Origin of the sequence: Streptomyces sp. NBC_00669, assembly GCF_036226785.1 — a bacterium.
In the GTDB taxonomy this organism is placed as follows: domain Bacteria; phylum Actinomycetota; class Actinomycetes; order Streptomycetales; family Streptomycetaceae; genus Actinacidiphila.
In genome coordinates this window covers 7255708-7281722 of sequence record NZ_CP109018.1, presented here as the reverse complement: position 1 = coordinate 7281722, position 26015 = coordinate 7255708, and the positions used below count along the sequence as shown (strand labels likewise).

The 26015-nt window shown below is 71.3% G+C and carries 19 protein-coding genes and 1 tRNA gene; 6 read left to right on the top strand and 14 right to left on the bottom strand.

What is annotated here, in order from left to right:
- Window positions 1-5: 5 nt before the first annotated feature.
- From OG896_RS30720 to OG896_RS30710, 3 genes are all read right to left on the bottom strand, one after another.
- Window positions 6-371 carry a tetratricopeptide repeat protein gene (locus OG896_RS30720; protein ID WP_328462821.1) on the bottom strand — a complete coding sequence of 122 codons (366 nt, stop codon included), beginning with the start codon at window positions 369-371 and terminating at the stop codon, window positions 6-8.
- Between the two features lie 214 nt (window positions 372-585).
- Window positions 586-1197, bottom strand: a complete 612-nt coding sequence (gene coaE / locus OG896_RS30715) for a dephospho-CoA kinase (protein WP_329370550.1) — start codon at window positions 1195-1197, stop codon at window positions 586-588.
- A gap of 43 nt (window positions 1198-1240) precedes the next feature.
- Window positions 1241-2176, bottom strand: a complete 936-nt coding sequence (locus OG896_RS30710) for a PAC2 family protein (RefSeq protein ID WP_328462825.1) — start codon at window positions 2174-2176, stop codon at window positions 1241-1243.
- Window positions 2177-2388: 212 nt separating this feature from the next.
- Between OG896_RS30710 and OG896_RS30705 the strand changes: the two genes are divergently transcribed.
- Window positions 2389-3378 (top strand): right-handed parallel beta-helix repeat-containing protein, encoded by a 990-nt coding sequence (locus tag OG896_RS30705; RefSeq protein ID WP_329370549.1) that lies wholly within the window; start codon window positions 2389-2391, stop codon window positions 3376-3378.
- A 79-nt stretch (window positions 3379-3457) separates the two neighbouring features.
- Here OG896_RS30705 and rpsA read toward each other — a convergent pair whose 3' ends face one another.
- Window positions 3458-4957 carry a 30S ribosomal protein S1 gene (rpsA, locus tag OG896_RS30700; protein WP_328462829.1) on the bottom strand — a complete coding sequence of 500 codons (1500 nt, stop codon included), beginning with the start codon at window positions 4955-4957 and terminating at the stop codon, window positions 3458-3460.
- Between the two features lie 295 nt (window positions 4958-5252).
- On the opposite strand from rpsA, the gene OG896_RS30695 reads away from it, so the two are divergent.
- A complete protein-coding gene (locus OG896_RS30695) occupies window positions 5253-6086 on the top strand; it encodes a class I SAM-dependent methyltransferase (RefSeq protein WP_329370546.1) in 834 nt (277 codons plus the stop codon).
- Window positions 6083-8665 carry an ATP-dependent RNA helicase gene (locus OG896_RS30690; RefSeq protein WP_329370544.1) on the top strand — a complete coding sequence of 861 codons (2583 nt, stop codon included), beginning with the start codon at window positions 6083-6085 and terminating at the stop codon, window positions 8663-8665. Before OG896_RS30695 ends, OG896_RS30690 begins: the two co-directional genes overlap by 4 nt.
- 205 nt (window positions 8666-8870) lie before the next feature.
- Here the strand turns inward: OG896_RS30690 and OG896_RS30685 are convergent, their stop codons facing one another.
- Both OG896_RS30685 and polA read right to left on the bottom strand, forming a co-directional pair.
- Entirely contained in the window at window positions 8871-10160 is a 1290-nt protein-coding gene (locus OG896_RS30685) for a lytic transglycosylase domain-containing protein (RefSeq protein WP_329370543.1), read from the bottom strand.
- A 311-nt stretch (window positions 10161-10471) separates the two neighbouring features.
- Complete coding sequence (gene polA, locus OG896_RS30680; RefSeq protein WP_329374383.1) at window positions 10472-13138, bottom strand: DNA polymerase I; 2667 nt, start codon at window positions 13136-13138, stop codon at window positions 10472-10474.
- Window positions 13139-13330: 192 nt separating this feature from the next.
- On the opposite strand from polA, the gene OG896_RS30675 reads away from it, so the two are divergent.
- Window positions 13331-15616 (top strand): FdhF/YdeP family oxidoreductase, encoded by a 2286-nt coding sequence (locus OG896_RS30675; protein WP_329370541.1) that lies wholly within the window; start codon window positions 13331-13333, stop codon window positions 15614-15616.
- A gap of 115 nt (window positions 15617-15731) precedes the next feature.
- The gene (locus OG896_RS30670; protein WP_329370539.1) at window positions 15732-16211 is read left to right on the top strand and encodes a PaaI family thioesterase; all 480 of its coding nucleotides are present in this window, start codon (window positions 15732-15734) and stop codon (window positions 16209-16211) included.
- 25 nt (window positions 16212-16236) lie between these two features.
- Here the strand turns inward: OG896_RS30670 and OG896_RS30665 are convergent, their stop codons facing one another.
- Together OG896_RS30665 and OG896_RS30660 are read right to left on the bottom strand one after the other, a co-directional pair.
- On the bottom strand, window positions 16237-16986 hold the full coding sequence (locus tag OG896_RS30665; protein WP_329370538.1) for a transcriptional regulator: 750 nt from the start codon (window positions 16984-16986) through the stop codon (window positions 16237-16239).
- Between the two features lie 105 nt (window positions 16987-17091).
- Window positions 17092-17166, bottom strand: a tRNA-Leu gene (locus OG896_RS30660).
- A gap of 104 nt (window positions 17167-17270) precedes the next feature.
- On the opposite strand from OG896_RS30660, the gene OG896_RS30655 reads away from it, so the two are divergent.
- Complete coding sequence (locus OG896_RS30655; RefSeq protein WP_329370536.1) at window positions 17271-17909, top strand: ANTAR domain-containing response regulator; 639 nt, start codon at window positions 17271-17273, stop codon at window positions 17907-17909.
- 107 nt (window positions 17910-18016) lie between these two features.
- Here the strand turns inward: OG896_RS30655 and OG896_RS30650 are convergent, their stop codons facing one another.
- The 6 genes from OG896_RS30650 to pyk all read right to left on the bottom strand — a co-directional run bounded on the left by OG896_RS30650 (window position 18017) and on the right by pyk (window position 26005).
- Entirely contained in the window at window positions 18017-18733 is a 717-nt protein-coding gene (locus tag OG896_RS30650; protein WP_328462845.1) for an ABC transporter ATP-binding protein, read from the bottom strand.
- Entirely contained in the window at window positions 18730-19713 is a 984-nt protein-coding gene (locus OG896_RS30645; RefSeq protein ID WP_329370534.1) for an ABC transporter ATP-binding protein, read from the bottom strand. The genes OG896_RS30650 and OG896_RS30645 overlap by 4 nt, the downstream gene beginning before the upstream one ends.
- A gap of 8 nt (window positions 19714-19721) precedes the next feature.
- Window positions 19722-21614 (bottom strand): branched-chain amino acid ABC transporter permease, encoded by a 1893-nt coding sequence (locus OG896_RS30640; RefSeq protein ID WP_329370532.1) that lies wholly within the window; start codon window positions 21612-21614, stop codon window positions 19722-19724.
- Window positions 21615-21619: 5 nt separating this feature from the next.
- Entirely contained in the window at window positions 21620-22549 is a 930-nt protein-coding gene (locus OG896_RS30635; RefSeq protein WP_328462851.1) for a branched-chain amino acid ABC transporter permease, read from the bottom strand.
- A gap of 233 nt (window positions 22550-22782) precedes the next feature.
- The gene (locus OG896_RS30630) at window positions 22783-24033 is read right to left on the bottom strand and encodes a branched-chain amino acid ABC transporter substrate-binding protein (RefSeq protein WP_329370530.1); all 1251 of its coding nucleotides are present in this window, start codon (window positions 24031-24033) and stop codon (window positions 22783-22785) included.
- A 535-nt stretch (window positions 24034-24568) separates the two neighbouring features.
- Window positions 24569-26005, bottom strand: a complete 1437-nt coding sequence (gene pyk, locus OG896_RS30625) for a pyruvate kinase (RefSeq protein ID WP_328462855.1) — start codon at window positions 26003-26005, stop codon at window positions 24569-24571.
- Window positions 26006-26015 lie beyond the last annotated feature (10 nt).

Below are 26015 nucleotides of genomic sequence, written 5' to 3'. Positions count from 1 at the left end.
GTAGGTCAGTTCGCGTCGAAGCGGGCAGCGGCCAGGTAGTCGGGGCGCGGGTCGAGCGCGGCGGCGAGCCGGAAGTGTCGCTGGGCCTCGGCGGAGCGGTTGGCGCGCTCCAGGGTACGGGCGAGCGCGAAGTGCGCGAAGGCGTTGTCGGGTTCCCGTTCGAGAACGATCTGGAACTCCAGCTCGGCCGGGCGCAGTTGGGCCGCGGCGAAGAAGGCGCGGGCGCGCAGCAGGCGGGCCGCGGTGTTCTCCGGGTGGGCGGCGATCACGGGGTCGAGGAGCTTGACGGCACCGCGCGGGTCGCGGGCGGACAGCAGCTGCTCCGCGGCGCGGTAGTCGATGACGAGGGTTTCCGGGGACCGCTCTTGCAAGGCCGCCTCCCTGGAATCGGGCACGGGTGACGAGTGATCGTCTGGTCAGACATACCCAACACAACCGGCGGCAACCGCATTCCCGACGGCATCCCGCCCGGCTCGGCCCGGCCCTTGCCTGCCCGCCCCACCTGCCCGGCCGGTCCCCATGGCCCGGTCCCCATGACCCTTGTCCCGCCGCGCCCCCGCGCCCCCGCGCCCGCCCCGTACGGCCCTACGCCCCCGCGGACCCGCTCGCGCGTTCCCGCAGCTTCCGCCAGACCTCCCGCACCTGCGGTTCGAGGTCCTCCAGCGGCCCGTCGTTGTCGATCACCAGGTCCGCGATCGCCAGTCGCTCCTCACGGGCGGCCTGCGCGGCCATCCGGGCGCGGGCCTCCGGTTCGGCCATGCCGCGCTGCCGGACCAGCCGGTCGAGTTGCGTGGCGGGGGCGGCGTCCACGACGACCACCAGGTCGTAGCGCGGGGCGAGGCCGTTCTCGGTGAGCAGGGGGACGTCGTGCACCACGATCGCGTCCGGGCCCGCGGCCTGCTGGAGTTCGGCGGAGCGCTCCGCGACCAGCGGGTGCACGATCGCGTTGAGCGCCTTGCGGCGCTCCTCGTCGGCGAAGACGATCGCGCCGAGCTTCGGGCGGTCCAAGGCGCCGTCCTCGCACAGTACGCCCGGGCCGAACTCCGCGGCCACCGCGGCCAGTCCGGGCGTGCCGGGCTCGACCACCTCCCGCGCGATGCGGTCGGCGTCCACCACGGTCGCGCCGTACGACCCGAGCAGGCGCGTCACCTCGCTCTTGCCGGCACCGATGCCCCCGGTCAGCCCCACGTTCAGCATGTGCAGAGCTTAACGGGACGGCTCCGGCGCGCGGGCTGCCGGCTCAGCGCCCGTCGTCTTCCTGGTCGGCGAGGAACCGCTCGAACTCGGCGGCCAGGTCGTCCGCGGAGGGCAGGTCCACGGGTTCGGCGATCAGGCTCTCGCGGTTCTGCGAACCGGCCACCGCGTCGTACTGGCTCTCCAAGCCGCGGACGACGGAGACGAGTTCGCCGTCGCCCTCGGCGACCTGGCGGTCGATCTCGACGCGGACGGTGTGGGCCTCGCGGCGCAGCGCGTGCGCCACGTCGGGCAGCACCAGGCCGGTCGCGGCGGTGATGGTCTCCAGGACGGCGAGCGCGGCGTCGGGGTAGGGCGAGCGCGCGAGGTAGTGCGGCACGTGGGCGGCGACGCCGAGGACGTCGCGGCCGGCTTCGGCGAGCCGCAACTCGACCAGGCTGGCGGCGCTGCCGGGGACCTGCGCCTCGTCGAACCAGGCGCGGTGGCCGGGCATCAGGTCCACCCGGTTGCCGTGCGGGGTCAGGCCGACCGGGCGGGTGTGCGGCACGCCCATCGGGATGCCGTGGAAGTTGATGGCCAGTCGGACGCCGAGCCGCTCGATCACCTGGAGCACGGCGGCACTGAAGCGCTCCCACTCCACATCCGGCTCGGAGCCGGTGAGCAGCAGGAACGGCGTGCCGGTGGTGTCCCGCACCAGGTAGAGGTCGATGCAGGGCGCTTCGTACGACGACCAGTGGTCGCGCTCGAAGGTCATCAGCGGGCGGCGCGCGCGGTAGTCGACCAGCCGGTCGGCGTCGAAGCGCACGACGAGCTGGTTGTCGAGCCGGTCCAGCAGGTGCTGTGCGATCTGCTGGCCGGTCTCGCCGGCGTCCATGTAGCCCTCGAAGTAGTAGAGCAGGACGGGCCCGGCGTCGCCGACCGCTTCGTCAACGGCTTCGGCACCGCCCGGTTCGTACGCGTACAGCCCCTGCGGATCGCCCACGGTGATCGTCCTCCCTCGGTCCTCGTCAGCCACAACGAACCGTATCCGCCTGCCATTCCCGCGCACGCGGGCCAACCGGTTTCCGGCCGGGGCCGGTTCCCACCCTTGACCGGCCACCGGACCGCCCCTACGGTCGCGACACGCCGTCGTTGTTCATGATGACGGCCATCGTCCACATACCTGATACGTACCTGAATCCGAAAGGTGTTCGGATGCGAACCCCTGCGCTCCCCCACGCGCTCCCCCACCCGTTCCTCACGCTGTCCGCGACCGGCGCGCTGCTGGCCGTCGGCTGCCTGCTCCCGGCCGCCACCGCCACCGCGGCACCCGCCGCCACCGTCGAGGTCACCACCGCCAAGGAGCTCAAGGCCGCGCTCACCGCGGCCGCTCCCGGCCAGACCATCCACCTCGCCGACGGCACGTACACCGGCAACTTCAAGGCGTACACCCCGGGCACCGCGGACGCCCCGATCACGCTCACCGGCTCCTCCGCCGCGATCCTCAGCTCCTCCGGCGGCTACGGCCTCTACCTGGACGGCGCGAGCTACTGGAACGTGGACGGGCTGACCGTCACCGGCGGCCAGAAGGGCATCGTCACCGACACGGCCGACCACGTGGTGATCGACTCGGTGACCGTGCACGACCTGCAGATGGAGGGCGTGCACTTCCGCACCTCCAGCACGGACGACGTGATCCGGAACTCCCGGATCTACAACACCGGCCTGCAGCGCCCCGGTTACGGCGAGGGCGTCTACGTCGGCACCGCCAACACCCTGGACGACAAGAGCGACCGGGTGCAGATCCTCGACAACGTCATCGGCCCGAACGTCGGCGCCGAGAACATCGACCTCAAGGAGGGCACCACCGGCGGCGTCGTCTCCGGCAACACCTTCGACGGCAGCGGCCTGAGCATGACGAACTACGACGACTCGTGGGTCGACGTCAAGGGCAACGACTACACGATCACCGGCAACCACGGCAGCCGCACCATCAACGACGGCTACCAGACCCACACCCAGCAGCCCGGCTGGGGCTGCGGCACCGTCTTCCGCGCCAACGACTCCGACCTCACCGGCTCGACCGGCGCGAACCAGCTCGCGATCGACGTCACCAACGCGTCGGCCGACTGCCCCACCACCGTCTACGGCTCCAACACCGTCACCGGCGGCAAGGGCCTGACCAACATCGCGGTCACCCCGTAGGCCGGCGGAAACGGCGGTGGGCCCGCACCTCTCGGGAAGAGAGGTGCGGGCCCACCGTGGAGCCTTGGAGCGGAGAGCGTCAGCTCTGGCCGCCCGCGAGCTTCTCGCGCAGTGCGGCGAGCGCCTCGTCGGAGGCGAGGGCGCCGCTGCTGTCGTCGGACTCCGAGGAGTACGAGCCGCCACCGGTGCCCGCGGCCGCCGCCGGGGAAGCGGAGCCGGCCTCGGCCGCCGCCTGCTCGTCGGCCTCGCGGGACTTGATGACCTGCGCCTGGTGCTGCTCGAAGCGGGCCTGGGCCGTGGCGTACTGGCCCTCCCACTCCTCGCGCTGCTTGTCGTACCCCTCGAGCCAGTCGTTGGTCTCGGGGTCGAAGCCCTCGGGGTAGATGTAGTTGCCCTGGTCGTCGTAGGACGCGGCCATGCCGTACAGGGTCGGGTCGAACTCGACCGAGGCCGGGTCGGCGCCGAAGGACTCGTTGGCCTGCTTGAGGCTCAGCGAGATCCGGCGACGCTCCAGGTCGATGTCGATGACCTTGACGAAGATCTCGTCGTTGACCTGGACGACCTGCTCGGGGATCTCCACGTGGCGCTCGGCCAGCTCGGAGATGTGCACCAGGCCCTCGATGCCCTCGTCCACGCGGACGAACGCACCGAACGGAACGAGCTTGGTGACCTTCCCGGGCACGACCTGCCCGATCTGGTGGGTCCGGGCGAACTGCTGCCACGGGTCTTCCTGGGTCGCCTTCAGCGACAGGGAGACGCGCTCGCGGTCCATGTCGACGTCCAGGACCTCGACCGTGACCTCCTGGCCGACCTCGACGACCTCGGAGGGGTGGTCGATGTGCTTCCAGGACAGCTCGGAAACGTGCACCAGGCCGTCGACCCCGCCGAGGTCCACGAACGCACCGAAGTTGACGATCGAGGAGACGACGCCGGAGCGCACCTGGCCCTTCTGCAGGGTGGTGAGGAAGGTCTGGCGGACCTCGCTCTGGGTCTGCTCCAGCCAGGCACGGCGGGACAGGACCACGTTGTTGCGGTTCTTGTCCAGCTCGATGATCTTCGCCTCGAGCTCCTTGCCGACATACGGCTGGAGGTCGCGGACCCGGCGCATCTCGACGAGCGACGCGGGCAGGAAGCCGCGCAGGCCGATGTCGAGGATGAGGCCGCCCTTGACGACCTCGATGACGGTACCGGTGACGATGCCGTCCTCTTCCTTGATCTTCTCGATGGTGCCCCACGCGCGTTCGTACTGCGCGCGCTTCTTCGAGAGGATCAGGCGGCCTTCCTTGTCCTCCTTCTGGAGGACCAGGGCCTCGATCTCGTCGCCGACGGCAACGACCTCGTTGGGGTCGACGTCGTGCTTGATCGACAGCTCGCGGGAGGGGATGACGCCTTCGGTCTTGTAACCGATGTCGAGCAGGACCTCGTCCCGGTCGACCTTCACGATGACGCCGTCGACGATGTCGCCGTCGTTGAAGTACTTGATCGTCTCGTCGATCGCGGCGAGGAAGGCTTCCTCGTTGCCAATGTCGTTGACCGCCACCTGCGGGGTGGTACGAGGGGCCTCGGTGCTGCTCGTCATTAGGGAAAGGACTCCGGTACGGACAGTAAGTCGTAGGTACTGCTACGCCGGGAGCCTTTTTCTACCTGCCGCCCCCACCTACTCACGGGGGCCCGAAGCCGCTAGGCCGAGGGTTTGCAACAGTTCGAGCGTGGCCTGCTCCGTCTGAGGCGCGCAGGCTCGCAGCGCAACTTGTAGCATACGGGGGCAGCCGGGCACGGTCAATGCGCGAAGAGGCACAGCAGGCGCATAACGGACCGAACCGGCCCAACTCCACCACCCGCTGGTCTTCTCAGAGAGTACGACGACTGCCGCGATGATCCAAGGACCCGAACCCGAAGCGACCCGGCGCACCGCGGGGACCACGGAGAGCAGCCGGGCGAACCGCCGGTGGTGGGACCGCAACGCCGACGAGTACCAGCGCGAGCACGGCGACTTCCTCGGCGACGACCGCTTCGTGTGGGGCCCGGAGGGGCTCGACGAGGCGGAGGCCGGGCTGCTCGGCCCGGTCGGCGGGCTCAAGGACCTGGACGTCCTGGAGATCGGCGCCGGCGCCGCCCAGTGCTCCCGCTGGCTCGCCGCGCGCGGCGCCCGCCCGGTCGCCCTCGACCTGTCCCACCGCCAGCTCCAGCACGCCCGGCGGATCGACCTGGACGACGACGCCGGCCCGGGCAAGGGGAACGCGCCCGCCCTGGTGCAGGCCGACGCCGGCACCCTGCCCTTCGCCGACGCCTCCTTCGACCTGGCCTGCTCCGCCTACGGCGCGCTGCCCTTCATCGCGGACACCGCACGCGTGCACCGCGAGGTGGCGCGGGTGCTGCGACCCGGCGGCCGGTGGGTGTTCTCCGTGACGCACCCGGTGCGCTGGGCCTTCCCCGACGAGCCCGGCCCCGAGGGCCTGACCGCCGTCTCCTCCTACTTCGACCGGACCCCCTACGTCGAGCAGGACGACCGCGGACTGGCCGTCTACGTCGAACACCACCGCACCCTGGGCGACCGGGTGCGGGAGATCGCCGCGGCCGGGCTGCGGCTGGTCGACGTGGTCGAGCCGGAGTGGCCGGCGTGGAACGACCAGGAGTGGGGCGGCTGGTCCCCGCTGCGCGGACGGCTGCTGCCGGGCACCGCGATCTTCGTCTGCCTCGCCCCGTGATCCGGCCGCGGCCCGAGGGCCTGGCCCTGCCGGTCGCCCCGGTGGTGCCCGCGCTGCTGGCCGCGCTGCGGGAACGCGGCCGCGCGGTGCTGGCCGCACCGCCCGGGACCGGCAAGACCACGCTGGTACCGCTGCTGCTGGCCGCCGAGTTCGGCGGGCGGGTGCTGGTCGCCGAGCCCCGGCGGATGGCCGCGCGGGCCGCCGCCCGGCGGATGGCCTGGCTGCTCGGCGAGGAGGTCGGCGGCACCGTCGGCTTCACGGTGCGCGGCGAGCGGCGGGTGTCGGCGGCCACCGCCGTGGAGGTGGTCACCACCGGGGTGCTGCTCCAGCGGCTCCAGCGCGACCCCGAACTGGGCGGCGTGGGCACGGTGATGCTCGACGAGTGCCACGAACGACACCTCGACGCCGACACCGCGACGGCCTTCCTGCTGGACGTACGGTCCGTGCTGCGGCCGGAGCTGCGGCTGCTGGCGGCCTCCGCGACGACCGACACCGCGGCGTGGGCGGCGCTGCTGGACGGCCCGGTCGTCGAGGCCGAGGGAGTGCTGCACCCGGTGACGGTGCGATGGGCACCGCCGCCCCGCCCGGTACGCCCACCGCACGGCATGCGGGTGGACCCGGCGCTGCTGGACCACGTGGCGGCCACCGTGCGCCGCGCCCTGGGCGAGCGGGACGGCGACGTGCTGTGCTTCCTGCCCGGCGCCGGCGAGATCGCCCGGGTGGCCGGGATACTCGGCGGGCTCGGCGTCGACATCCTGCAAGTGCACGGGCGGGCGCCCGCCGCCGTCCAGGACGCCGCGCTCGCCGCCGGGCAGCGCCGCCGGGTGCTGCTGGCGACGTCCGTGGCCGAGTCGAGCCTGACCGTGCCCGGAGTGCGGGTCGTGGTGGACTGCGGGCTCGCCCGCGAACCGCGGATGGACCACGCACGCGGCCTCGGCGCGCTGACCACGGTGCGGGTCTCCCGGGCCGCCGCCGACCAGCGGGCCGGCCGCGCGGGCCGGGAGGCGCCCGGCACCGTCTACCGCTGCTGGGCCGAGGCCGAGCACGCCCGGCTGGCCAGGCTGCCCGCGCCCGAGATCGCCCTCGCCGACCTCACCGCGTTCGCGCTCCAGGCCGCCTGCTGGGGCGAGCCGGACACCACCGGGCTCGCGCTGCTCGACGCTCCCCCGCCCGGCGCCCTGGCCGCCGCCCAGGCCACGCTGCGCGGGCTCGGCGCCACCGACACCGCCGGTCGCGCCACCGACCGCGGCAAGCGGCTCGCGCTGCTCGGCCTGCACCCCCGGCTCGCCCGCGCCCTGCTGGACGCCGCCCCCGAGGCGGGCGCCGCCCGCGCCGCGGAAGTGACCGCCCTGCTGTCGGAGGAGATTCCCGGCTCCTACGGCTCCGACCTGACCGGCGCCTGGCACCGGGCCCGGCGCGGCGGGGACCCGTACGGCGCCCGCTGGCGTTCCGAGGCCCGCCGCTTGGAGGGCGCCCTGCGCACCTCGTCCCCGGCAGGCACCGGCAGGGGCACGGGCCGCGGAACCGGCAAGGGTGCCGGCGCGGGCAGGGACGGCGGAACGGCTGCCGGTACGGGCAGGGGCGGCGGCGATACGGCTGCCGGCGCGGGCGAGCTCACGGACGACGCGGTGGCCGGGCTGGTCGCCGCGCTGGCCTTCCCGGAGCGGGTGGCGCGGCGGCGCGGGCCGGGCGCGTACCTCATGGTCGGCGGCACCGCGGCGGAGGTCGCCGGCGGCATCGGCGAGGCGGAGTGGATCGCGGTCGCGGTCGCCGACCGGAGCGCGGGCCGGGCCGGCGCCCGGGTGCGGGTGGCAGCCGTCGTCGACGAGGGCATCGCCCGGCAGGCGGCCGGCGACGCCCTGGAGTCGTACGAAGAGGTGCGCTGGCGGGACGGCGACGTGGTCGCGCGCCGCGTGGAGCGGCTGGGCGCGGTCGAGTTGGGCACCGCGCCGCTGCGCCGCCCCGACCCGTCCGCGCTGCGCGCCGCGCTCCTGGAGGGACTGCGGGCCGAGGGCACCGGGCTGCTGCGCTGGTCGCGCGAGGCGGGCGAGCTACGGCAGCGGATGGCGTTCGCGCACCGGGTGCTGGGCGGGGCGTGGCCGGACGTCGCCGAGGAGGCGCTGCTGGCGCGGGCCCCCGAGTGGCTGGGGCCCGAGCTGGCCGCCGCCCGGCGCCGCGCCGACCTCGAACGCGCCGACGCCGGCGCCGCGTTGAACCGCCTGCTGCCCTGGTCGACCGGCGAGGCGGCCCGCTTCGCCGAGCTGGTACCCGAACGGATCAAGGTCCCGACCGGGTCCCGGGTCCGGGTGGACTACAGCGGCGAGCAGCCCGTACTCGCCGTCAAACTCCAGGAGTTGTTCGGGCTGCGGGACACACCGACCGTGGCCGGGGTGCCGGTCCTCATCCACCTGCTCTCGCCCGCCGGGCGCCCGGCCGCCGTCACGGCCGACCTCGCGTCCTTCTGGCGCGAGGGGTACCGGGCGGTCCGAGCCGAGCTGCGCGGGCGCTACCCGCGCCACCCGTGGCCCGAGGACCCCTCGACCGCCCAACCCACCCGCGCGGTACGCCCACGGAAGTAGGGAGCCGGGACCCTCCGGGGGCCCGTTCTGCCGGTTGGGGGACCACCTGCCGGTGGTGGGCTGGTCGCGCGGTTCCCCGCGCCCCTGACGGGTGACCGTCTTCTCGCGGAAGCAGCCGGGCTTACCCAGGGCAACCATCCACCGGTGAGTGATCCCTGAACGGACAGAACCACCCACCCCGGAGGGTCATGCCACCCGGCCCCGGTTACGGCTTGAGCGCTGCCCCGGTAGCCGCGCCGGCGGTGTTGGTGGGGTCGGGGGTCCCCGTGCCGTCGCTGCCGTCACCGCTGCCCGCGCCGTCGCTCCCGCAGGGGTCCGGCGTCGGCGTGGCCGTGCCGGAGTCCGTCGGCGTCGGCGTGGCCGTCGGCGTGGCGGTGCCCGAGTCCGTGGGAGTGGGCGTCGTGGAGTCCGTGGGGCAGCCCGGGCCGGTCGGGTCACCGGTGGGCGGCGTGGTGGGCGAGCCCGTCGGGTCCCCGGTGGGCGGCGTGCTGGGCTGGCCGCCGGTCGGGCTGCCCGTCGGGCTGGACGAACCCGGCGAGGTCGGCGCCACGGTGCCGCCCACACTCTTCGTCGGCGACGGAGACGGCGACGCGGTGCCCGAGGGCGACGGCTTCGGGGAGGACGTCACCGGAGCCGGCGTCTTGATCGCGGGGCCGGACGAGCCCGGACGGTCCGGCACGGAGACCGTGCCGCCCTGCCGGAAGTGCTCGTACCAGGCCATCACCAGGTTCAGGTAGTCCTGCGAGTGGTTGTAGCCGAGGATCGCCCGGTCCATGTCACCGGGCACCGCCAGGTTCCGGCCGTCGGCGCACAGGTAGTGCGCGGCCGCGAGAGCGGCGTCGAAGATGTTGTTCGGGTCGCTCACCCCGTCGCCGTTGCCGTCCGCGCCCCACGTGCGCCACGTGGACGGGATGAACTGCATCGGCCCGACCGCCCGGTCGTGCACCGGGTCGCCGTCGTACCGGCCGTTGTCGGTGTCGGTGATGTCCGCGAAGCCCTTGCCGTTCAGCACCGGGCCGAGGATCGGCTTGTACGTGGTGCCGTTCGCGTCGACGGCGCCACCGCGGGCCTGCCCGGACTCGACCTGCCCGATCGCGGCCAGCAACTGCCACGGCAGGTGGCAGCCCGGGTCGGACTGCGCGACCGACTCCTGTGCGTGCTCGTACGCCGCGAGCACCGTCGTCGGCAGGCTCGCGCCGCCGCCGGGCACCGTCACGGTCGTCCCGCTGCCGCTGCCGGGGGTCGAGGCGACCGGGCCCTGCGGCGTGTTGAGCGGGGGAAGTTGGGTGACATACGGGGAGTCGCCGTCGATGGAGCCGTCGGGCGTCGCGCCCGCCTGGGCCTGCGACTGCTGCTCCTGCGTGGCGGCATGAGCGACCGGGAGGAGGCCGGGGGCCTGTGAGGCTCCCAACGCGGCCATCGCCGCGGCGGCCACCGCGGTGCCCGCCGCTGTCCTGCGCACCCTCTTGCTCTTACCGAAGCGCCGCGCTGCCATATCGGCGTCCCTCCCCAAAGCGAGATACGGGCCCGTCCCGGCTCCGCAACTCGGATGACCCTACGGCAACTTCAGCCCCCCGACTACAGGGTCCCGATGAATCCACAGGGTACGGATGTGGTCCGCCCGGTGCCGGACCCGCCGGGCTGCCCCCTTCTGCCGGTTCGGGGACCACCCGCCGGTGAACGGTTGCGCACGCAGGGCCCCGCGCCCCTTGGCCGGTGCGGCTCCTGCGCGAACAGAGCGTCACCTACCCACCGGCAGGTGGTCCCCGAACCGACGGAACCACCCACCCCGGAGGGTCCCGTTGACTAGTGGGCCGCGGACTCCCAGTCGGGACCCGCACCCACGGACACGTCGAGCGGAGCACGCAGCGGGTACGCCGTGGACATCTCGTGGCGGACCAGCGCCTCCACCTGCTCGCGCTCGCCCGGGGCGACCTCCAGGACGATTTCGTCGTGCACCTGGAGCAGCATCCGCGAGTCGAGCTGCCGCTCGGTCAGCGCCTCGTCGACCCGGAGCATCGCGATCTTCACGATGTCCGCGGCCGACCCCTGGATCGGCGCGTTGAGCGCCATCCGCTCGGCCATCTCCCGGCGCTGCCGGTTGTCGCTGTTGAGGTCGGGGAGATAGCGGCGGCGGCCGAGCAGCGTCTCGGTGTACCCGGTGCCGCGGGCCTCCTCGACGGCGCGGTGCAGATAGTCCCGCACCCCGCCGAACCGCTCGAAGTACGTCTCCATCAAGGCACGCGCCTCGGCCGCCTCGATCCCCAACTGCTGCGACAGCCCGAACGCCGACAGGCCGTACGCCAGGCCGTACGACATCGCCTTGATCTTGCGGCGCATCTCCGCGTCGACCTTGTCCCGCTCGACGGAGAACACCTGGGAGCCGACCGTGGTGTGCAGGTCCTCACCGGAGGTGAACGCGGCGATCAGGCCGTCGTCCTCCGACAGGTGCGCCATCACCCGCAGTTCGATCTGGCTGTAGTCCGCGGTGAGCAGCGACTCGTACCCCTCGCCGACGACGAAACCGCGGCGGATCGCCCGGCCCTCGTCGGTGCGCACCGGGACGTTCTGCAGGTTGGGATCGGTGGAGGACAGCCGCCCGGTGGCCGCGACGGTCTGGCTGAACGTGGTGTGGATACGGCCCTCGGGCGCGATCGTCTTGACCAGGCCCTCCACGGTGACCCGCAGCTTCGCCTGCTCACGGTGGCGCAGCATGATCACCGGCAGCTCGTGGTCGGTCTGCCCGGCCAGCCAGGCCAACGCGTCGGCGTCCGTGGTGTAACCGGTCTTCGTCTTCTTCGTCTTGGGCAGGCCCAGCTCGCCGAAGAGCACCTCCTGGAGCTGCTTGGGCGAGCCGAGGTTGAACTCGTGGCCCACCGAGGCGTGCGCCTCCTCCACCGCGTGCCGCACCGCGCCCGCGAACTGCTCCTCCAGCCCCTCCAGATGCGCCCGGTCCGCCGCGATCCCGGCCCGCTCCATCTTCGCCAGCAGCGCCGACGTCGGCAGCTCCACGTCATGCAGCAGCTCGGCCGCGCCCACCTCCGGCAGCCGCTGCCCGAACACCTCGCCCAGGTCCAGCACGGTCCGCGCCTGCACCATCAGCGCCTCGGCGGCGGCCGCCTCCCCGTCGTCCTCCTCGCCGAACGCCAACTGGCCGCTGTCCGAGGCCGCCGGTGCCAGCTCACGCCCCAGGTACTCCACCGACAGCACGTCCAGCGCGAACGACCGGCGGCCCGGCTTGATCAGGTACGCCGCCAGCGCGGTGTCCATCCCGACGCCCTCCACCCGCCAGCCGTGCTCGGCGAAGACCCGCATCACGTTCTTCGCGTTGTGCACCACCTTGGGCCGCTCGGCGTCGGCCAGCCACGCCGCGAACGCCTTCTCGTCCGCCCCGTCCAGCTGCGCCGGGTCGAACCACGCCGCGTCCTCGCCCGCGGCCAGCGCGACCTGCGTGACACCGCCCGAACCCAGCGCCCAGGTGTCCACGCTCGCCAGCCCCACCGGGCCCCCGGCATGCGACTCCAGCCAGCCCGGCAGCTCGCCGGCCGACAGCACCTCGCCCTCGACCGCCACCCCCTCGGCGATCTCCGCCTCCTCCGCGGCCGCACCCGGATCGGCGGCGAACAGCCGCTCCCGGAAGTTCGGATTGCGGAACTCCAGCGCGTCCAGCACCTGGCCCAGCGCCTCGCGGTCGTACGGCTCCCGGCCCAACTGCTCGGCGCCCGCGGGCAACGCCACGTCCCGCACCATCTCGGTCAGCCGCCGGTTCAGCTTCACCGCGTCCAGATGGGCCCGCAGGTTCTCGCCCGCCTTGCCCTTCACCTCGTCGACCCGCTCGCACAGCTCCGCGAACGAACCGAACTGGGTGATCCACTTCGCCGCGGTCTTCTCCCCCACCCCCGGGATACCCGGCAGGTTGTCCGACGGGTCACCGCGCAGCGCCGCGAAGTCCGGATACTGGCTCGGCGTCAGGCCGTACCGCTCCTCGACCTTCGCCGGGGTGTACCGCGTCAGCTCCGACACGCCCTTCGTCGGGTACAGCACCGTGACATGGTCCGACACCAGCTGGAACGAGTCCCGGTCGCCGGTGACGATCAGCACCTCGTAACCCAGCGCCTCCGCCTGCGTGGCCAAGGTGGCGATGATGTCGTCGGCCTCGAAGCCCTCCACCGCGAACCGCGGCACCAGCATCGCGTCCAGCAACTCCCCGATCAGCCCGACCTGCGAGCTGAACTCGTCGGGCGTCTTCGACCGCGTCGCCTTGTACTCCGGGAACTCGTCGAACCGCCACGTCTTGCGCGACACGTCGAACGCCACCGCCAGGTGCGTCGGCTGCTCGTCACGCAACGTGTTCGCCAGCATCGACGCGAACCCGTACACCGCGTTCGTCGGCTGGCCCGTGACCGTGTTGAAGTTCTCCACGGGCAGCGCGTAGAACGCCCGGTACGCCAGCGAATGCCCGTCGAGCAGCATCAGCCGCGGTCGGTCGGTCGTCTTCTTCGATCCGGATACTTTCTCAGCCACGATCCGATCCTCCCACGCCCCACCGACACTCCCTTCTTTCGCCGCCGGCTCGACGGCTGCCACGGGTGGACCGGGAAGGCGTTCGCGCCCGCTCGGGGACCGCAGGGCCCGGAGGCGAGCCGGCGGCAATACAGTGGCCGTATGGCGAAGAAGCCCCCCACCGGTGACCCTGTCCAGGACGCGCCGCACGTCGGCCCGCCGAAGCACGCCGCCGCGGGGCTGCCCGCGGTCGCGCAGAGCATGAAGATCGCCGAAGCCCAGATGGGCGCCCGAAGGACCGCGCTGACCCTGCTGAAGGTCAACCAGAAGAGCGGCTTCGACTGCCCCGGGTGCGCCTGGCCCGAAGGCGACCACCGCCACACGTTCGAGTTCTGCGAGAACGGCGCGAAAGCCGTCGCGGAGGAAGCGACACTACGCCGGGTCACCCCCGACTTCTTCGCCGCGCACCCCGTCTCCGACCTGGCCCGCCGCAGCGGATACTGGCTCGGCCAGCAAGGCCGCATCACCCAGCCGATGTACCTGCCCGAAGGCGCCGACCACTACGAAGCCGTGCCCTGGGAGCGGGCGTTCGAGATCATCGCCGGCGAACTGGGCGCCCTGGACAGCCCCGACGAAGCCGTCTTCTACACCTCCGGCCGCACCAGCAACGAAGCCGCCTTCCTCCTCCAGCTCTTCGCCCGCGCCTTCGGCACCAACAACCTCCCCGACTGCTCCAACATGTGCCACGAGTCCTCCGGCTCCGCCCTCACCGAGACCCTCGGCGTCGGCAAGGGCAGCGTCCTGCTGGAAGACCTCCACCGCGCCGAACTGATCATCGTCGCGGGCCAGAACCCCGGCACCAACCACCCGCGGATGCTCTCCGCCCTGGAGAAGGCGAAACGCGGCGGCGCCCGCATCGTCACCGTCAACCCGCTCGCCGAAGCCGGCACCGAACGGTTCAAGAACCCGCAGACCGCCACCGGCCTGGCCGGCCGCGGCACCGCGCTGTCCGACCTGCACCTGCCCATCCGGCTCGGCGGCGACCAGGCCCTCTTCCGCGCCCTTGGCCGCCTCCTCATCGAAGCCGACGCCCTCGACCACGACTTCCTCACCACCCACACCCACGGCTACCAGCAGTACGAAGCCGCCGCCCGCGCCACCGACTGGACCGAGGTCGAACGCGCCACCGGCCTCACCCGCGCCGAGATCCACGAGCTGCACGCCCTCGTCCTCGACGCCAAGAGCGTCGTCGTCTGCTGGGCCATGGGCCTCACCCAGCACAAGCACGCCGTCCCCACCATCCGCGAAGTCGTCAACTTCCTGCTGCTCGGCGGGAACGTCGGCCGCCCCGGCGCCGGCGTCTGCCCCGTCCGCGGCCACTCCAACGTCCAAGGCGACCGCACCATGGGCATCTTCGAACGCCCCGCCCCCGCCTTCCTCGACGCCCTGGAGAAGGAGTTCGGCTTCGCACCGCCCCGCCACCACGGCTACGACGTCGTACGCGCCATCCGCGCCCTGCGCGACGGCACCGCCAAGGTCTTCCTCGCCATGGGCGGCAACTTCGTCTCCGCCTCCCCCGACACCGACGTCACCGAAGCCGCCGTCCGCAAGGCACGGTTGACCGTCCACGTCTCCACCAAGCTCAACCGCTCCCACGCCGTCACCGGCGCCCGCGCCCTGATCCTGCCCACCCTCGGCCGCACCGAGAAGGACCGGCAGGCCGGCGGCGACCAGTTCGTCACCGTCGAGGACTCCATGGGCATGGTGCACGCCTCCCACGGCAACCTCGCCCCCGCCTCACCCCACCTGCTCTCCGAACCCGCCATCGTCAGCCGCCTCGCCCGCGCCGTGCTCGGCCCCCGCCACGCCATCCCCTGGGCCGACTTCGAAGCCGACTACGACCAGGTCCGCGACCGCATCGCCCGCGTCGTCCCCGGCTTCGACGACTTCAACACCCGCGTCCGCCACCCCGGCGGCTTCACCCTCCCGCACGCCCCCCGCGACAGCCGCACCTTCCCCACCGCCACCGGCAAGGCCAACTTCACCGCCGCGCCCCTGGAATACCCCGAAGTCCCGGCCGGACGGCTGCTGCTCCAGACCCTCCGCTCGCACGACCAGTACAACACCACCATCTACGGCCTCGACGACCGCTACCGCGGCATCAAGGGCGGCCGCCGCGTCGTCCTCGTCCACCCCGACGACGCCACCGCGGCCGGCCTCGCCGACGGCGACTACGCCGACCTCGTCAGCGAATGGACCGACGGCACCGAACGCCGCGCCGACGGCTTCCGCGTCGTGCACTACCCCACCCCCCGCGGCTGCGCCGCCGCGTACTTCCCCGAGACCAACGTGCTGGTGCCGCTCGACCACACCGCCGACACCAGCAACACCCCCGCGTCGAAGTCCGTGGTGATCCGGCTCGAACCCCACGAACCCGGCCGGCCCTGACTCCGGGCGGCCCTGCCCCGGCCCGACCGGACCCCGACCGGCCCGCACTCCCCCCCGGCCCTTACCCTCGACCTGCACGAACCGGTCGCACAACCGCAGAACGGAGCCGACCCGCATGGGCGAGCAGACCCCCACCCAGTTCTCCCCGGAGACGCTGGCGCAGTACGCCGGACTCGGCATCGACCTGCCCGCGCTGTTCTCGGCCGGCCCGCTCGGCAGCCGGATGGGCATCCGGATCACCGAGGCCGCGGCCGACAAGGTGGTGGGCACCATGCCCGTCGAGGGCAACACCCAGCCGTACGGGCTGCTGCACGGCGGCGCCTCCGCGGTCCTGGCGGAGACCCTCGGGTCGGTCGGGGCGATGCTGCACGGCGGGCCCAACAAGATCGCGGTCGGCGTCGACCTCAACGCGACGCACCACCGCAGCGTGCGCACCGGCACGGTGACCGGGACCGCCACTCCGGTCCACCGCGGGCGCTCCTCGGCCAGCTACGAGATCGTCATCACCGACGACGCCACCGGCAAGCGCGTCTGCACCGCCCGCCTCACCTGCATGCTCCGCCCCGCCTCCCCGCCCGCCCCCACGACCGCCTGACCCCGCCTGCCCCCGCCCGCGGGCCTCAGTACTTGGGGCCCACGTGCAGGTCCATCACCGCGACACAGGCCCGCCGGGCGACGGAGATGTTCCGCGCCTCACCGCGTCTACGGGTCTCGGTCCACGCCACGCCGACGCGGTCGAGCGCGTCCGTGAACAGTCCCCGGATGTCGGCCGATGTGTTGGTGAAGAAGTACCGCGGGTACGCGTAGCGCTTCGGCAGCCCTCCGACCGTCCGCACGGTCCAGTTGGTGACCCGGCAGCCGTCGGAGTGGATCAGCCCGCGGATGAACTCCCACGGGTACGCGGCCACGATCGTCTGCTGCCAGGGCTCCAGTGTGATCTTCCGCTCGTGTTTCCGCCCGGGACCGTGCTGGGGGAAGACCGCGGGCCACTGCTTGCTCATCGACGTGACCTGCACACAGCCTTGTTGGGCCACTCGGAAGACGGCACCGCCAGGACGGACCGCGCGGATCGCCTCCTCGCAGGCGTCGATGAGTCCGGGCCAGGCGTTGCCGCAGGCGATCCGCAGCGCGTGCACCCCGCGCCGGTGGGCGCTGATGCAGCCGTCACCGAGGTAGAGGCCGAGCAGGTACGGATACGCGGAACCGTCCGTCCGCAGCGGCGTCGCTCCCCGGCTGACCGGCTTGATGCCGTGGTCACGCCAACTCCTGAGCGCGGCGCGCGATATGCCGGTGGACCGGCTCACCGAGTTCAGGCTGCGGCCGGTGGCCACCTGCGCCAGCGCATGGCGTCGAGTCGCGGAATCGTACATGTGAGCCATGATCGACGCGCGGTTGGATCATGGAAGGGGGCGCCGGAGAGATTCACCCGATCGGCCTACGCCGAAAAGGCGCTGGCCTTCGAATCGAAGGTAAAGTGCCCCGAGTCGGACTCGAACCGACACTGTATGGGTTTTGAATCCATTGCCTGCTGCCAATTGGGCTACCGGGGCCTTCAAAACAGAGGTCAGCTTACCACCTCCGTATTCAAACTCTACCCGAGCTGGGTAGGCTCAGGTAGCAGGATTCGACGCCATGACCCGAGGAGCACCGCACCGTGAGCGCCCCCGACGAGCCCACCCCCGCGCAGGACGACGCTTCCGCGCATGTGCCGCCCGTGACCACGCGTGTCGTCATCGCCGAGGACGAGGCGCTGATCCGGCTGGACCTGAAGGAGATGCTGGAGGAGGAGGGGTACTCCGTCGTCGGGGAGGCCGGCGACGGCGAGGTGGCGGTGAAGCTCGCGCAGGAACTCCGCCCCGACCTGGTGATCCTGGACGTGAAGATGCCCGTGCTGGACGGCATCAGCGCGGCGGAGCAGATCGCCGGGGAGAAGCTGGCACCGGTGCTGATGCTGACCGCCTTCTCGCAGCGGGAGTTGGTGGAGCGGGCCAGGGACGCGGGCGCGATGGCGTACCTGGTGAAGCCGTTCACCAAGAGCGACCTGGTGCCGGCGATCGAGATGGCGGTGAGCCGGTTCCAGGAGCTGCGCGCCCTGGAGTTGGAGATCGCCGATCTGTCGCTGCGGCTGGAGACGCGCAAGCTGGTGGACCGGGCGAAGAGCGTGTTGCAGACGAAGTACGGGCTGAGCGAACCGGCGGCGTTCCGGTGGATTCAGAAGACGTCGATGGACCGCCGGATGTCGATGCAGGCGGTGGCGCAGGCGGTCATCGACGAGGTGACGGAGAAGGACTGACCGGACGCCGCCCAAGGCACCGGCCAGGCACCAGCCATGCACCGGTAAGGCCCGCACTCCTGGAGTGCGGGCCTTACTCGTGGGGTGCTATCGGTGTTGCCTGGTGCTCAGTCCTCGCCGAGGTAGGTCTTGCGGACGCCCTCGTCGTGGAGCAGGTCCTGGCCGGTGCCGGAGATCTTGATGCTGCCGATCTCCATGACGTGGGCCTGGTCGGCGAGGGAGAGGGCCGCCTGGGCGTTCTGCTCGACGAGCAGGATGGTGGTGCCCTGGGACTTCAGCTCGACGATGGTGGACATGATCTTCTGCATCATGATCGGCGAGAGGCCCATGGAGGGTTCGTCGAGCATGAGCAGTTTGGGCTGCGACATCAGGGCGCGGCCCATGGCGAGCATCTGCTGCTCGCCGCCGGAGAGGGTGCCCGCGGCCTGTTTGCGGCGTTCGCCGAGGATCGGGAAGAGCTCGTAGGCGCGCTCGACGTCCTTGGTGATGCCGGCGGTGTCCCTGCGCAGGAAGGCGCCGAGCAGCAGGTTCTGCTCGATGCTGAGCCGGGGGAAGATGTGCCGGCCTTCCGGGGAGTGGGCCAGGCCGAGGGCGACGATCTTGTGCGGGGGTACCCGGCTGAGCACCTTGCCGTCGAAGGTCACCCGTCCGCCGATGGGCTTGAGCAGGCCGCTGAGGGTGCGCAGGGTGGTGGTCTTGCCGGCGCCGTTGGTGCCGATGAGGGTGACGACCTGGCCGGCTTCGACCGAGAAGGAGATGCCCTTGACGGCCTCGATCTTGCCGTAGGCGACCCGGAGGTCCTCTACTTCGAGCAGTGCGGTCATCGGTCGTTCTCCTGCTCGTGCGCGCCGGTGCCGGGCTCGGGGTCCGGCTCGGTCGGGGGCTCCGGCTGCGGCTCCTGCTCCGGCTCCTGCTCAGCCGGGGGTTCCGGCTCGACCGGCGGTTCCGGCTCCGCCTCGGCCTTGGGCGCCGCCGGCTGCGGTGTCCCCTCCGCCTCGAACGGCTCGCCCAGGTAGGCCGCGATGACGCGTTCGTCGCTCTGGACGACCTCGGAGCTGCCCTCCACCAGCTTCTGGCCCTGGACCAGGACGGCGACGCGGTCGCAGAGGTTGAAGATGAACCGCATGTCGTGCTCGATGACCAGCACGGCGATGCCCTGGTCGCGGATGGCGAAGACCAGTTCCTCGGTGGCGCGGGTCTCCTGCGGGTTCATGCCGGCGGTGGGCTCGTCGAGCAGCAGCAGCCCGGGTTCGCTGGCGAGTGCGCGGGCGATCTCCAGCTTGCGCTGCTCGCCGTAGGGGAGGTTGCGGGCGAGGTGGTCGGCCTTCTCCGCGAGGCCGGTGAACTGGAGCAGTTCCATGGCGCGTTCGCGGGAGCGGGCTTCGGCCTTGTGGTAGCCGGGGCCGCGGATGAGGGCGGAGAGCAGGCCCTCGCGGGTGCGGGTGTGCCGGCCGACCAGGACGTTCTCCAGCACGGTCATGTTGGCGAACAGCCGGATGTTCTGGAAGGTGCGGGCGACGCCTGCCTTGGTGACGAGGTGGGGCTTGGGCGGCAGGACGGTGCCCTTGTAGCTGACGGAGCCCTCGGTGGGGACGTACAGCCCGGTGAGGCAGTTGAAGAAGGTGGTCTTGCCGGCGCCGTTGGGGCCGATCAGGCCGACGATCTCGCCGCTGTTGACGGTGAGGCTGACGTCGCGGACGGCGGTGAGGCCGCCGAACCGCATGATGACGCCGCTGGCCTGGAGCAGCGGGGTGCTGCCGGGGGTGGCCGCCGGGGCGGCGGAGGTGCTGGTCGTGGTGGTCATGGTGTCCTTCACGCCCCTGCCTCGCCGACGGCGATGGTGTCGTCGCCGAGCGGTCGTTGCGTGGGTAGCAGGGCTTCTTCCTCGTGGAACTCGAGCTTGCGGCGCCGGTTGGGGATGATGCCCTCGGGCCTGAGGCGCATGATCAGGATGAGCGTGACGCCGAAGGCGAAGAGTTCGTAGCGCTGCAGGAAGCCCAGCTTCTCGGGGACGATGTAGAGGAGCGCGGCGCCGAGGATGGGTCCGCTGACGGTGCCCATGCCGCCGAGGACGACGGCGGCGAGCAGGAACGCGGAGTTGGGCGGTGCGGCGCCGGAGAACTGGTAGGGGTTGGGCACGACGCTGTAGGTGACGTGGGCGCTGACGGTGCCGGCCAGGCCGGCCAGGGAGGCGCCGAGCGCGAACGCGATGAGCTTGACCCGGAAGCCGTTGATGCCCATGGCGGTGGCGGCGGTCTCGTCCTCGCGGATGGCGATCCAGGACCGGCCGATGCGGGAGTCGGAGGCGCGGGTGAAGACGAGCACCACGATCACCGTGATGACGAGCATCAGCAGGTAGTAGTTGGCGAACCGGCCGAGGGTGATGGAGCCGATCTGGTGCGGGTTGCCGAGGTTGTAGCCGAAGACCGACAGGTCGGGGATGTTCGGGATGCCGTTCGGCCCGTTGGTGACCTTGGGTCCTGAGACGCCGTCGAGGTTGTTGACGGCGATGCGGAAGATCTCTCCGAAGCCGAGGGTGACGATGGCCAGGTAGTCGCCGCGCAGCCGCAGGGTGGGGGCGCCGATGAGGACGCCGAAGACCAGGGAGGCGGCCATGCCGGTGAGGGCGGCGGCCCAGAAGGGGAACTGGACGCCGGACCAGATGGAGTACTGGGAGCCGGAGACGAGGGCCGCGGCGTAGGCGCCGACGCCGAGGAAGGCGACGTAGCCGAGGTCGAGCAGGCCGGTGAGGCCGACGACGATGTTCAGGCCCAGGGCGACGGTGCCGAAGATGAGGATGTTGACGCCGAGGTTCGCCCAGTGCTCGTTGTTCTGGACGAACGGGTAGGCGATGGCGGCGAGGATGCCGACCGACATCGAGAACGGCCGGTGATCGCCGGTGATCTTGGAGAACTGCCGGGTGAGTCCGGCGGCGCTGAACGCCAGGAGGGCGAAGACGAGCAGGATCAGGTAGCCGACGAAGAGTTCGGTGTAGCCGGTGGCCAGCCCGTAGGTGAGGACTTTCACGCCGACGGCGGCGACCACGACGACGATGAGGTACTGCACCCACAGGGGCGCCTTGGCGGGGTCGGAGACCGGCAGCTCGCGGTGGTTGAGCCGGGCCGAGCGCAGCCAGCGGTAGGCGCCGCGGGTCGCGCCGTTCTCGCTGAGGCGGCCGAGTTCGTAGTACTCGGCGTCGGAGTCGTCCAGGGGGCGGCGGTCGATGGGCAGGCCCAGGGCGCCGACGAGCAGGACCAGCGAGGCGACGGCGGCGACGAAGCCGCCGGGGTTGAGGTTGGCCAGGCCGCCGAGTTCCTGCGCGATGGCGATGACGGCGTACCAGGTGGTGGCGAAGGTGCCAGCGGCGAGCAGCAGGACGGCGTTGGGCGACCGGTTGGGCACCAGCCAGGTCAGGCCCTTGACCCCGAAGGCCCCGAGGGCCACCAGGCCGGTGAGGATGGCGCCGATGAGGGTGAGGACCTGCAGGCCGCCGGGGTAGCCGTTGACGGTGAGGTCGCCGGGGAAGTCGGAGGTGTAGGTCCAGGACATGAAGGTGGACACCACGGTGCCCAGGGCGCCGACGAGGGTCGCGATGCGGGCGACGCCGGGTGGCAGGGTGACGAAGGAGTCGGCGCGCGGTGCGTCGGGGTTGGTGGTGCCGAGCGGGACGGGCTGGAGGGCCGCGGTGGTGGGGATGTCTGTCATCGGGATCACGCCCTGTCCGCTACGCGTTCACCCAGCAGGCCCTGTGGTCTGACCAGCAGGACCACGATGAGCAGGACGAATGCCCATACGTTGGCCCAGCCTTGGCCGCCGAGTTGGTGCATGCCGGGGATGTTGGCGATGTAGGCGGTGGCGCAGGCTTCGGCGATGCCGAGGACGAGTCCGCCGAGCATGGCGCCGTAGATGTTGCCGATGCCGCCGAGGACCGCCGCGGTGAAGGCTTTCAGGCCGGCCTGGAAGCCCATGTTGTAGGTGACCTGGCCGTACTTCAGGCCGTAGGCGACGCCGGCGACGGCGGCGAACAGGCCGCCGATGGCGAAGGCGATCACGATGATGCGGTTGGTGTCGATGCCCATGAGCTGGGCGGTGTCCGGGTCCTGTGCGGTGGCCTGCATGGCGCGGCCGGTGCGGCTGCTGCGGACGAAGGCGGCCAGGCCGATCATGCAGATCGCGGCGGCGACGACGAGGAAGATGTCGTTGCGCTGGATGCTGATGGAGCCCAGGTGGTAGGGGTGCGTGCCGAGTTGGGGGAAGTCCTTGGCGTTGTCGGCGCCGGGGTACCACACGAAGATCGCCTGCTGGAGGGCGAGGGAGAGGCCGATGGCGGTGATGAGGGGCGCGAGTCTGGGTGCGCCGCGCAGCGGCCGGTAGGCGAACCGTTCGGCGCCTACCGCGATCAGCATGGAGACGATGGCGCCACCGACGAGCATCAGGGGCAGCGCGGCCCAGATGTTCATGCCGCTGGGCAGGATGTTCCATACGGTGAGCGCGCCGAAGGCGCCGGTCATGAAGATCTCGCCGTGGGCGAAGTTGATGAGCTGGACGATGCCGTACACCATCGTGTAACCGATGGCGATGAGCCCGTACATCGAGCCGAGGAACAGCCCGTTGGCCAGCTGTTGCGGCAGGGTGTGCACCGCATGGCCTCCATGTCGCTGGGAGCAGGTGAGTCGGGGACGGTGGGCGCGGTCCCCCGGGGCGCGCGGAGCGGTGGTGCGGTGGTGCGGGGTCCGGGTGCGGAGCGGTGGTGCGGGTCGGACGGTGGTGCGGGGTCCGGGGAGTGCTGCGGGGTCCGGGGGTGGTGCGACAAACGGCGGGCCGCGCGGCCGGGGTGACCGGCCGCGCGGCCCTCGGGTGGTGCGGGGTCCGGTCAGCCCGAGTAGACGCCGGTCTTCACGGAGGTCCACTTGCCGTTCTTGACCTGGTACACGGTCAGCTGCTTGTTGGTGGTGTCGCCGTACTGGTCGAAGGAGACGTGACCGGCGATGCCCTGGAAGTCCGTCTTCTGGACGGCGTCGACGACCTTGGAGCGGGCGTCGTTCATGGCCGGCAGCTTGCCGCCGTTGGCGTCCATCACGGCCTTGACGGCGCGGATGATGGCGGTCGCGGCGTCGTAGGAGTAGCCGCCGTAGGTGCCGTAGTCGCCCGGGTAGCCCTTGGCCTTGTAGGTCTTGATGAAGGTCTGGGCGGCGGGGAGGGTGGCGACCGGGACGCCGACGGAGGTGGCGAGGTCACCGGTGGCGGCCGCACCCGCGGTCTTGATGTACGTGTCGGAGTACATGCCGTCGCCGCCCATCAGCGGGATGTTCACGCCGCCGGCCTTGAGCTGCTTGGTGATCAGCTCCGACTCGTCGTACTGGCCGCCGTAGTAGAGCATGTCGGCGTGCGACTGCTTGATCTTGGTGACCAGGGCCGAGTAGTCGGTGTCACCGGTGTTGACGTGGTCGGTGCCGGCGATCTTGCCGCCCAGGGAGGAGAACTTGCCCTTGAAGATCGCGGCCAGGCCGGCGCCGTACGCCTGCTTGTCGTCGACGACGAAGACGTTCTTCTTCTTCAGGGTGTTGTAGGCGTAGTCCGCCGCGAAGCCGCCCTGGTTGGCGTCGGTGGTGGCGGTGCGGAAGTAGGTCTTGAAGGGGCGGACCTTCTTGCCGCTCGCCCAGTTCTTGCCCTGGGTGAGGGTCGGGTCGGTGTTGGCGGGCGAGATCTCCACCATGTTCGCGGTGGCGAAGACCTGCTGCATCGACTGGGCGACGCCGGAGTTGAGCGGGCCGACGGCGCCGATGACGTTGTCGTTCTGCACCAGGGCGGTGGCGTTCTGCTGGCCGGTGGCCGGCAGCGCCTTGTCGTCGAGCGCCTTGACCTTGAAGGTCACGCCGGGGACGAGCTTCTGGGCGTTGGCGTCGTCCACCGCGATCTGCGTGCCGTACTGCAGGCCGAGGCCGGTGGCGGAGTTCTGGCCGGTGAGCGGCGCGTCGACGCCGATGGTGAGGGTGATGTTGCTGCCGCCACCGCCGTCACCACTGCTCTTCTTGCTGTCGTCGCTGCGCGAGCCGCAAGCGGTCAGTGTGAGGGCTCCTGTGGTCAATACGGAGGTGAGCAGCAGCAAAGAGCGGTGTCGCACAAGCGGTCCTTTCCCCTGGCCCGACCGGTCCTCATGGACGGCCGAAGTCACGTGCGGCAGTCCGAAGTCGCTAATTCGGAAGCGCGGTGACTGGCGGTGACTCTAGGCGCGTCACGCGGCATCGGGGAGCGGTACGGCGAAGAGTGTGACTGTCTTGTTATGCCAAACGCCCTTACTTGAGCTTCCGTTGAGGTTTGCCGAGCCGTTTGGGTGCTTTGCGCAAGGTCCGCATGGTGAGAACCCGCACTTCCAGTGGGCGTGACCGGGCGGCGACGGCGGTACGCCGTCATTTCGGACCAGAACACCGCAAGGGGATTACCCGAGTGCCCGCGGGTGGCGGCGGCCTGCCCGGTCCGGGCCCGATTGGATATTGCAGGCATGTAACACAGCGTTAATAGCGGTGCTTTGACGTTTCCGCCACTGACCGAAAATCGACGGCCCCGCGGGACTGGTCGTCCCGCGGGGCTCGGTATTGGAGAAGGGGGCGCCGGCCGCTCCGCCCTGCGAAGTCAGCACCAACGTCCGCGATAACGCATTACTTCTTCGGGGAGTCGTCCTCACCGATGTGATGTACCCGGACCATGTTGGTGGTGCCGGGCATTCCGGGCGGCGAGCCGGCCGTGATCACCACGACGTCGCCCTTCTTGCAGCGCCCGATCCGCAGCAACTGCTCGTCCACCTGCTGCACCATCTCGTCGGTGGTCTGCACCATCGGGCCGAGGAAGGTCTCCACGCCCCAGGTCAGGTTGAGTTGGGAGCGGGTGTCCTGCTCGGGGGTGAAGGCGAGCACCGGGATCGGCGAGCGGTAGCGGGACAGCCGGCGCACGGTGTCGCCGGACTGGGTGAAGGCCACCAGGTACGCGGCGCCGAGGAAGTCGCCCATCTCGGCCGCGGCGCGGGCCACGGCGCCGCCCTGGGTACGCGGCTTGTTGCTGTCGGTGAGCGGCGGCAGGCCGGCGGCGAGGATGTCCTCCTCGGCGGCGGCCACGATCCGGGACATCACCTTCACCGTCTCGATCGGGTACTTGCCGACGCTGGTCTCGCCGGAGAGCATCACCGCGTCGGTGCCGTCGATCACCGCGTTGGCCACGTCGCTGGCCTCGGCGCGGGTGGGGCGGGAGTTGTCGATCATCGAGTCGAGCATCTGGGTGGCGACGATGACCGGTTTCGCGTTGCGCCGGGCGAGCTTGACCGCGCGCTTCTGGACGATCGGCACCGCCTCCAGCGGCATCTCGACGCCCAGGTCGCCACGCGCGACCATGATCCCGTCGAAGGCGTCGACGATGTCCTCCAGGTTCTCCACCGCCTGCGGCTTCTCGATCTTGGCGATCACCGGGACCCGGCGGCCCTCCTCCGCCATGATCCGCAGCACGTCGTCCATGTCGCGGCCGCTGCGCACGAAGGACAGCGCGATGACGTCGGCGCCGGTGCGCAGCGCCCAGCGCAGGTCGCGGATGTCCTTGTCGGACAGGGCCGGCACGGAGACGGCGACACCGGGCAGGTTGAGGCCCTTGTGGTCGGAGACCATGCCGCCCTCGATCACCATGGTGTGCACGCGGGGGCCCTCGACGTCGGTCACCTCCAGGGTGACCCGGCCGTCGTCCACGAGGATGCGCTCACCGCGGGCGACGTCGGCCGTCAGTCCCTTGTAGGTGGTGCCGCAGATCAGCTGGTCACCCTCGATGTCGTCGACGGTGATGGTGAACTCGTCGCCGCGTTCAAGCAGTACGGGGCCCTCGGCGAAACGTCCCAGCCTGATCTTCGGACCCTGAAGGTCGGCGAGGATGCCGACGCTGCGCCCGGTCTCGTCGGCGGCCTTGCGCACGCGTCGGTAGCGGTCCTCGTGCTCGGCGTATCCGCCATGGCTCAGGTTCAGGCGGGCGACGTCCATCCCGGCCTCGACCAGTGCTTTGATCTGGTCGTAGGACTCGGTGGCGGGGCCCAGGGTGCAGACAATTTTGGCTCGGCGCATGTGTCGAGCG

What these genes read in the sequence shown, in the direction of transcription:
- pyk (WP_328462855.1), bottom strand. Translation starts at nt 26,005, where the DNA reads ATGCGCCGAGCCAAAATTGTCTGCACCCTGGGCCCCGCCACCGAGTCC.
- OG896_RS30675 (WP_329370541.1), top strand. Translation starts at nt 13,331, where the DNA reads ATGGCGAAGAAGCCCCCCACCGGTGACCCTGTCCAGGACGCGCCGCAC.
- OG896_RS30705 (WP_329370549.1), top strand. Translation starts at nt 2,389, where the DNA reads ATGCGAACCCCTGCGCTCCCCCACGCGCTCCCCCACCCGTTCCTCACG.
- OG896_RS30640 (WP_329370532.1), bottom strand. Translation starts at nt 21,614, where the DNA reads ATGACAGACATCCCCACCACCGCGGCCCTCCAGCCCGTCCCGCTCGGC.
- coaE (WP_329370550.1), bottom strand. Translation starts at nt 1,197, where the DNA reads ATGCTGAACGTGGGGCTGACCGGGGGCATCGGTGCCGGCAAGAGCGAG.
- OG896_RS30645 (WP_329370534.1), bottom strand. Translation starts at nt 19,713, where the DNA reads ATGACCACCACGACCAGCACCTCCGCCGCCCCGGCGGCCACCCCCGGC.
- OG896_RS30650 (WP_328462845.1), bottom strand. Translation starts at nt 18,733, where the DNA reads ATGACCGCACTGCTCGAAGTAGAGGACCTCCGGGTCGCCTACGGCAAG.
- OG896_RS30670 (WP_329370539.1), top strand. Translation starts at nt 15,732, where the DNA reads ATGGGCGAGCAGACCCCCACCCAGTTCTCCCCGGAGACGCTGGCGCAG.
- rpsA (WP_328462829.1), bottom strand. Translation starts at nt 4,957, where the DNA reads ATGACGAGCAGCACCGAGGCCCCTCGTACCACCCCGCAGGTGGCGGTC.
- OG896_RS30695 (WP_329370546.1), top strand. Translation starts at nt 5,253, where the DNA reads ATGATCCAAGGACCCGAACCCGAAGCGACCCGGCGCACCGCGGGGACC.
- polA (WP_329374383.1), bottom strand. Translation starts at nt 13,138, where the DNA reads ATGCTGCTCGACGGGCATTCGCTGGCGTACCGGGCGTTCTACGCGCTG.
- OG896_RS30685 (WP_329370543.1), bottom strand. Translation starts at nt 10,160, where the DNA reads ATGGCAGCGCGGCGCTTCGGTAAGAGCAAGAGGGTGCGCAGGACAGCG.
- OG896_RS30665 (WP_329370538.1), bottom strand. Translation starts at nt 16,986, where the DNA reads ATGTACGATTCCGCGACTCGACGCCATGCGCTGGCGCAGGTGGCCACC.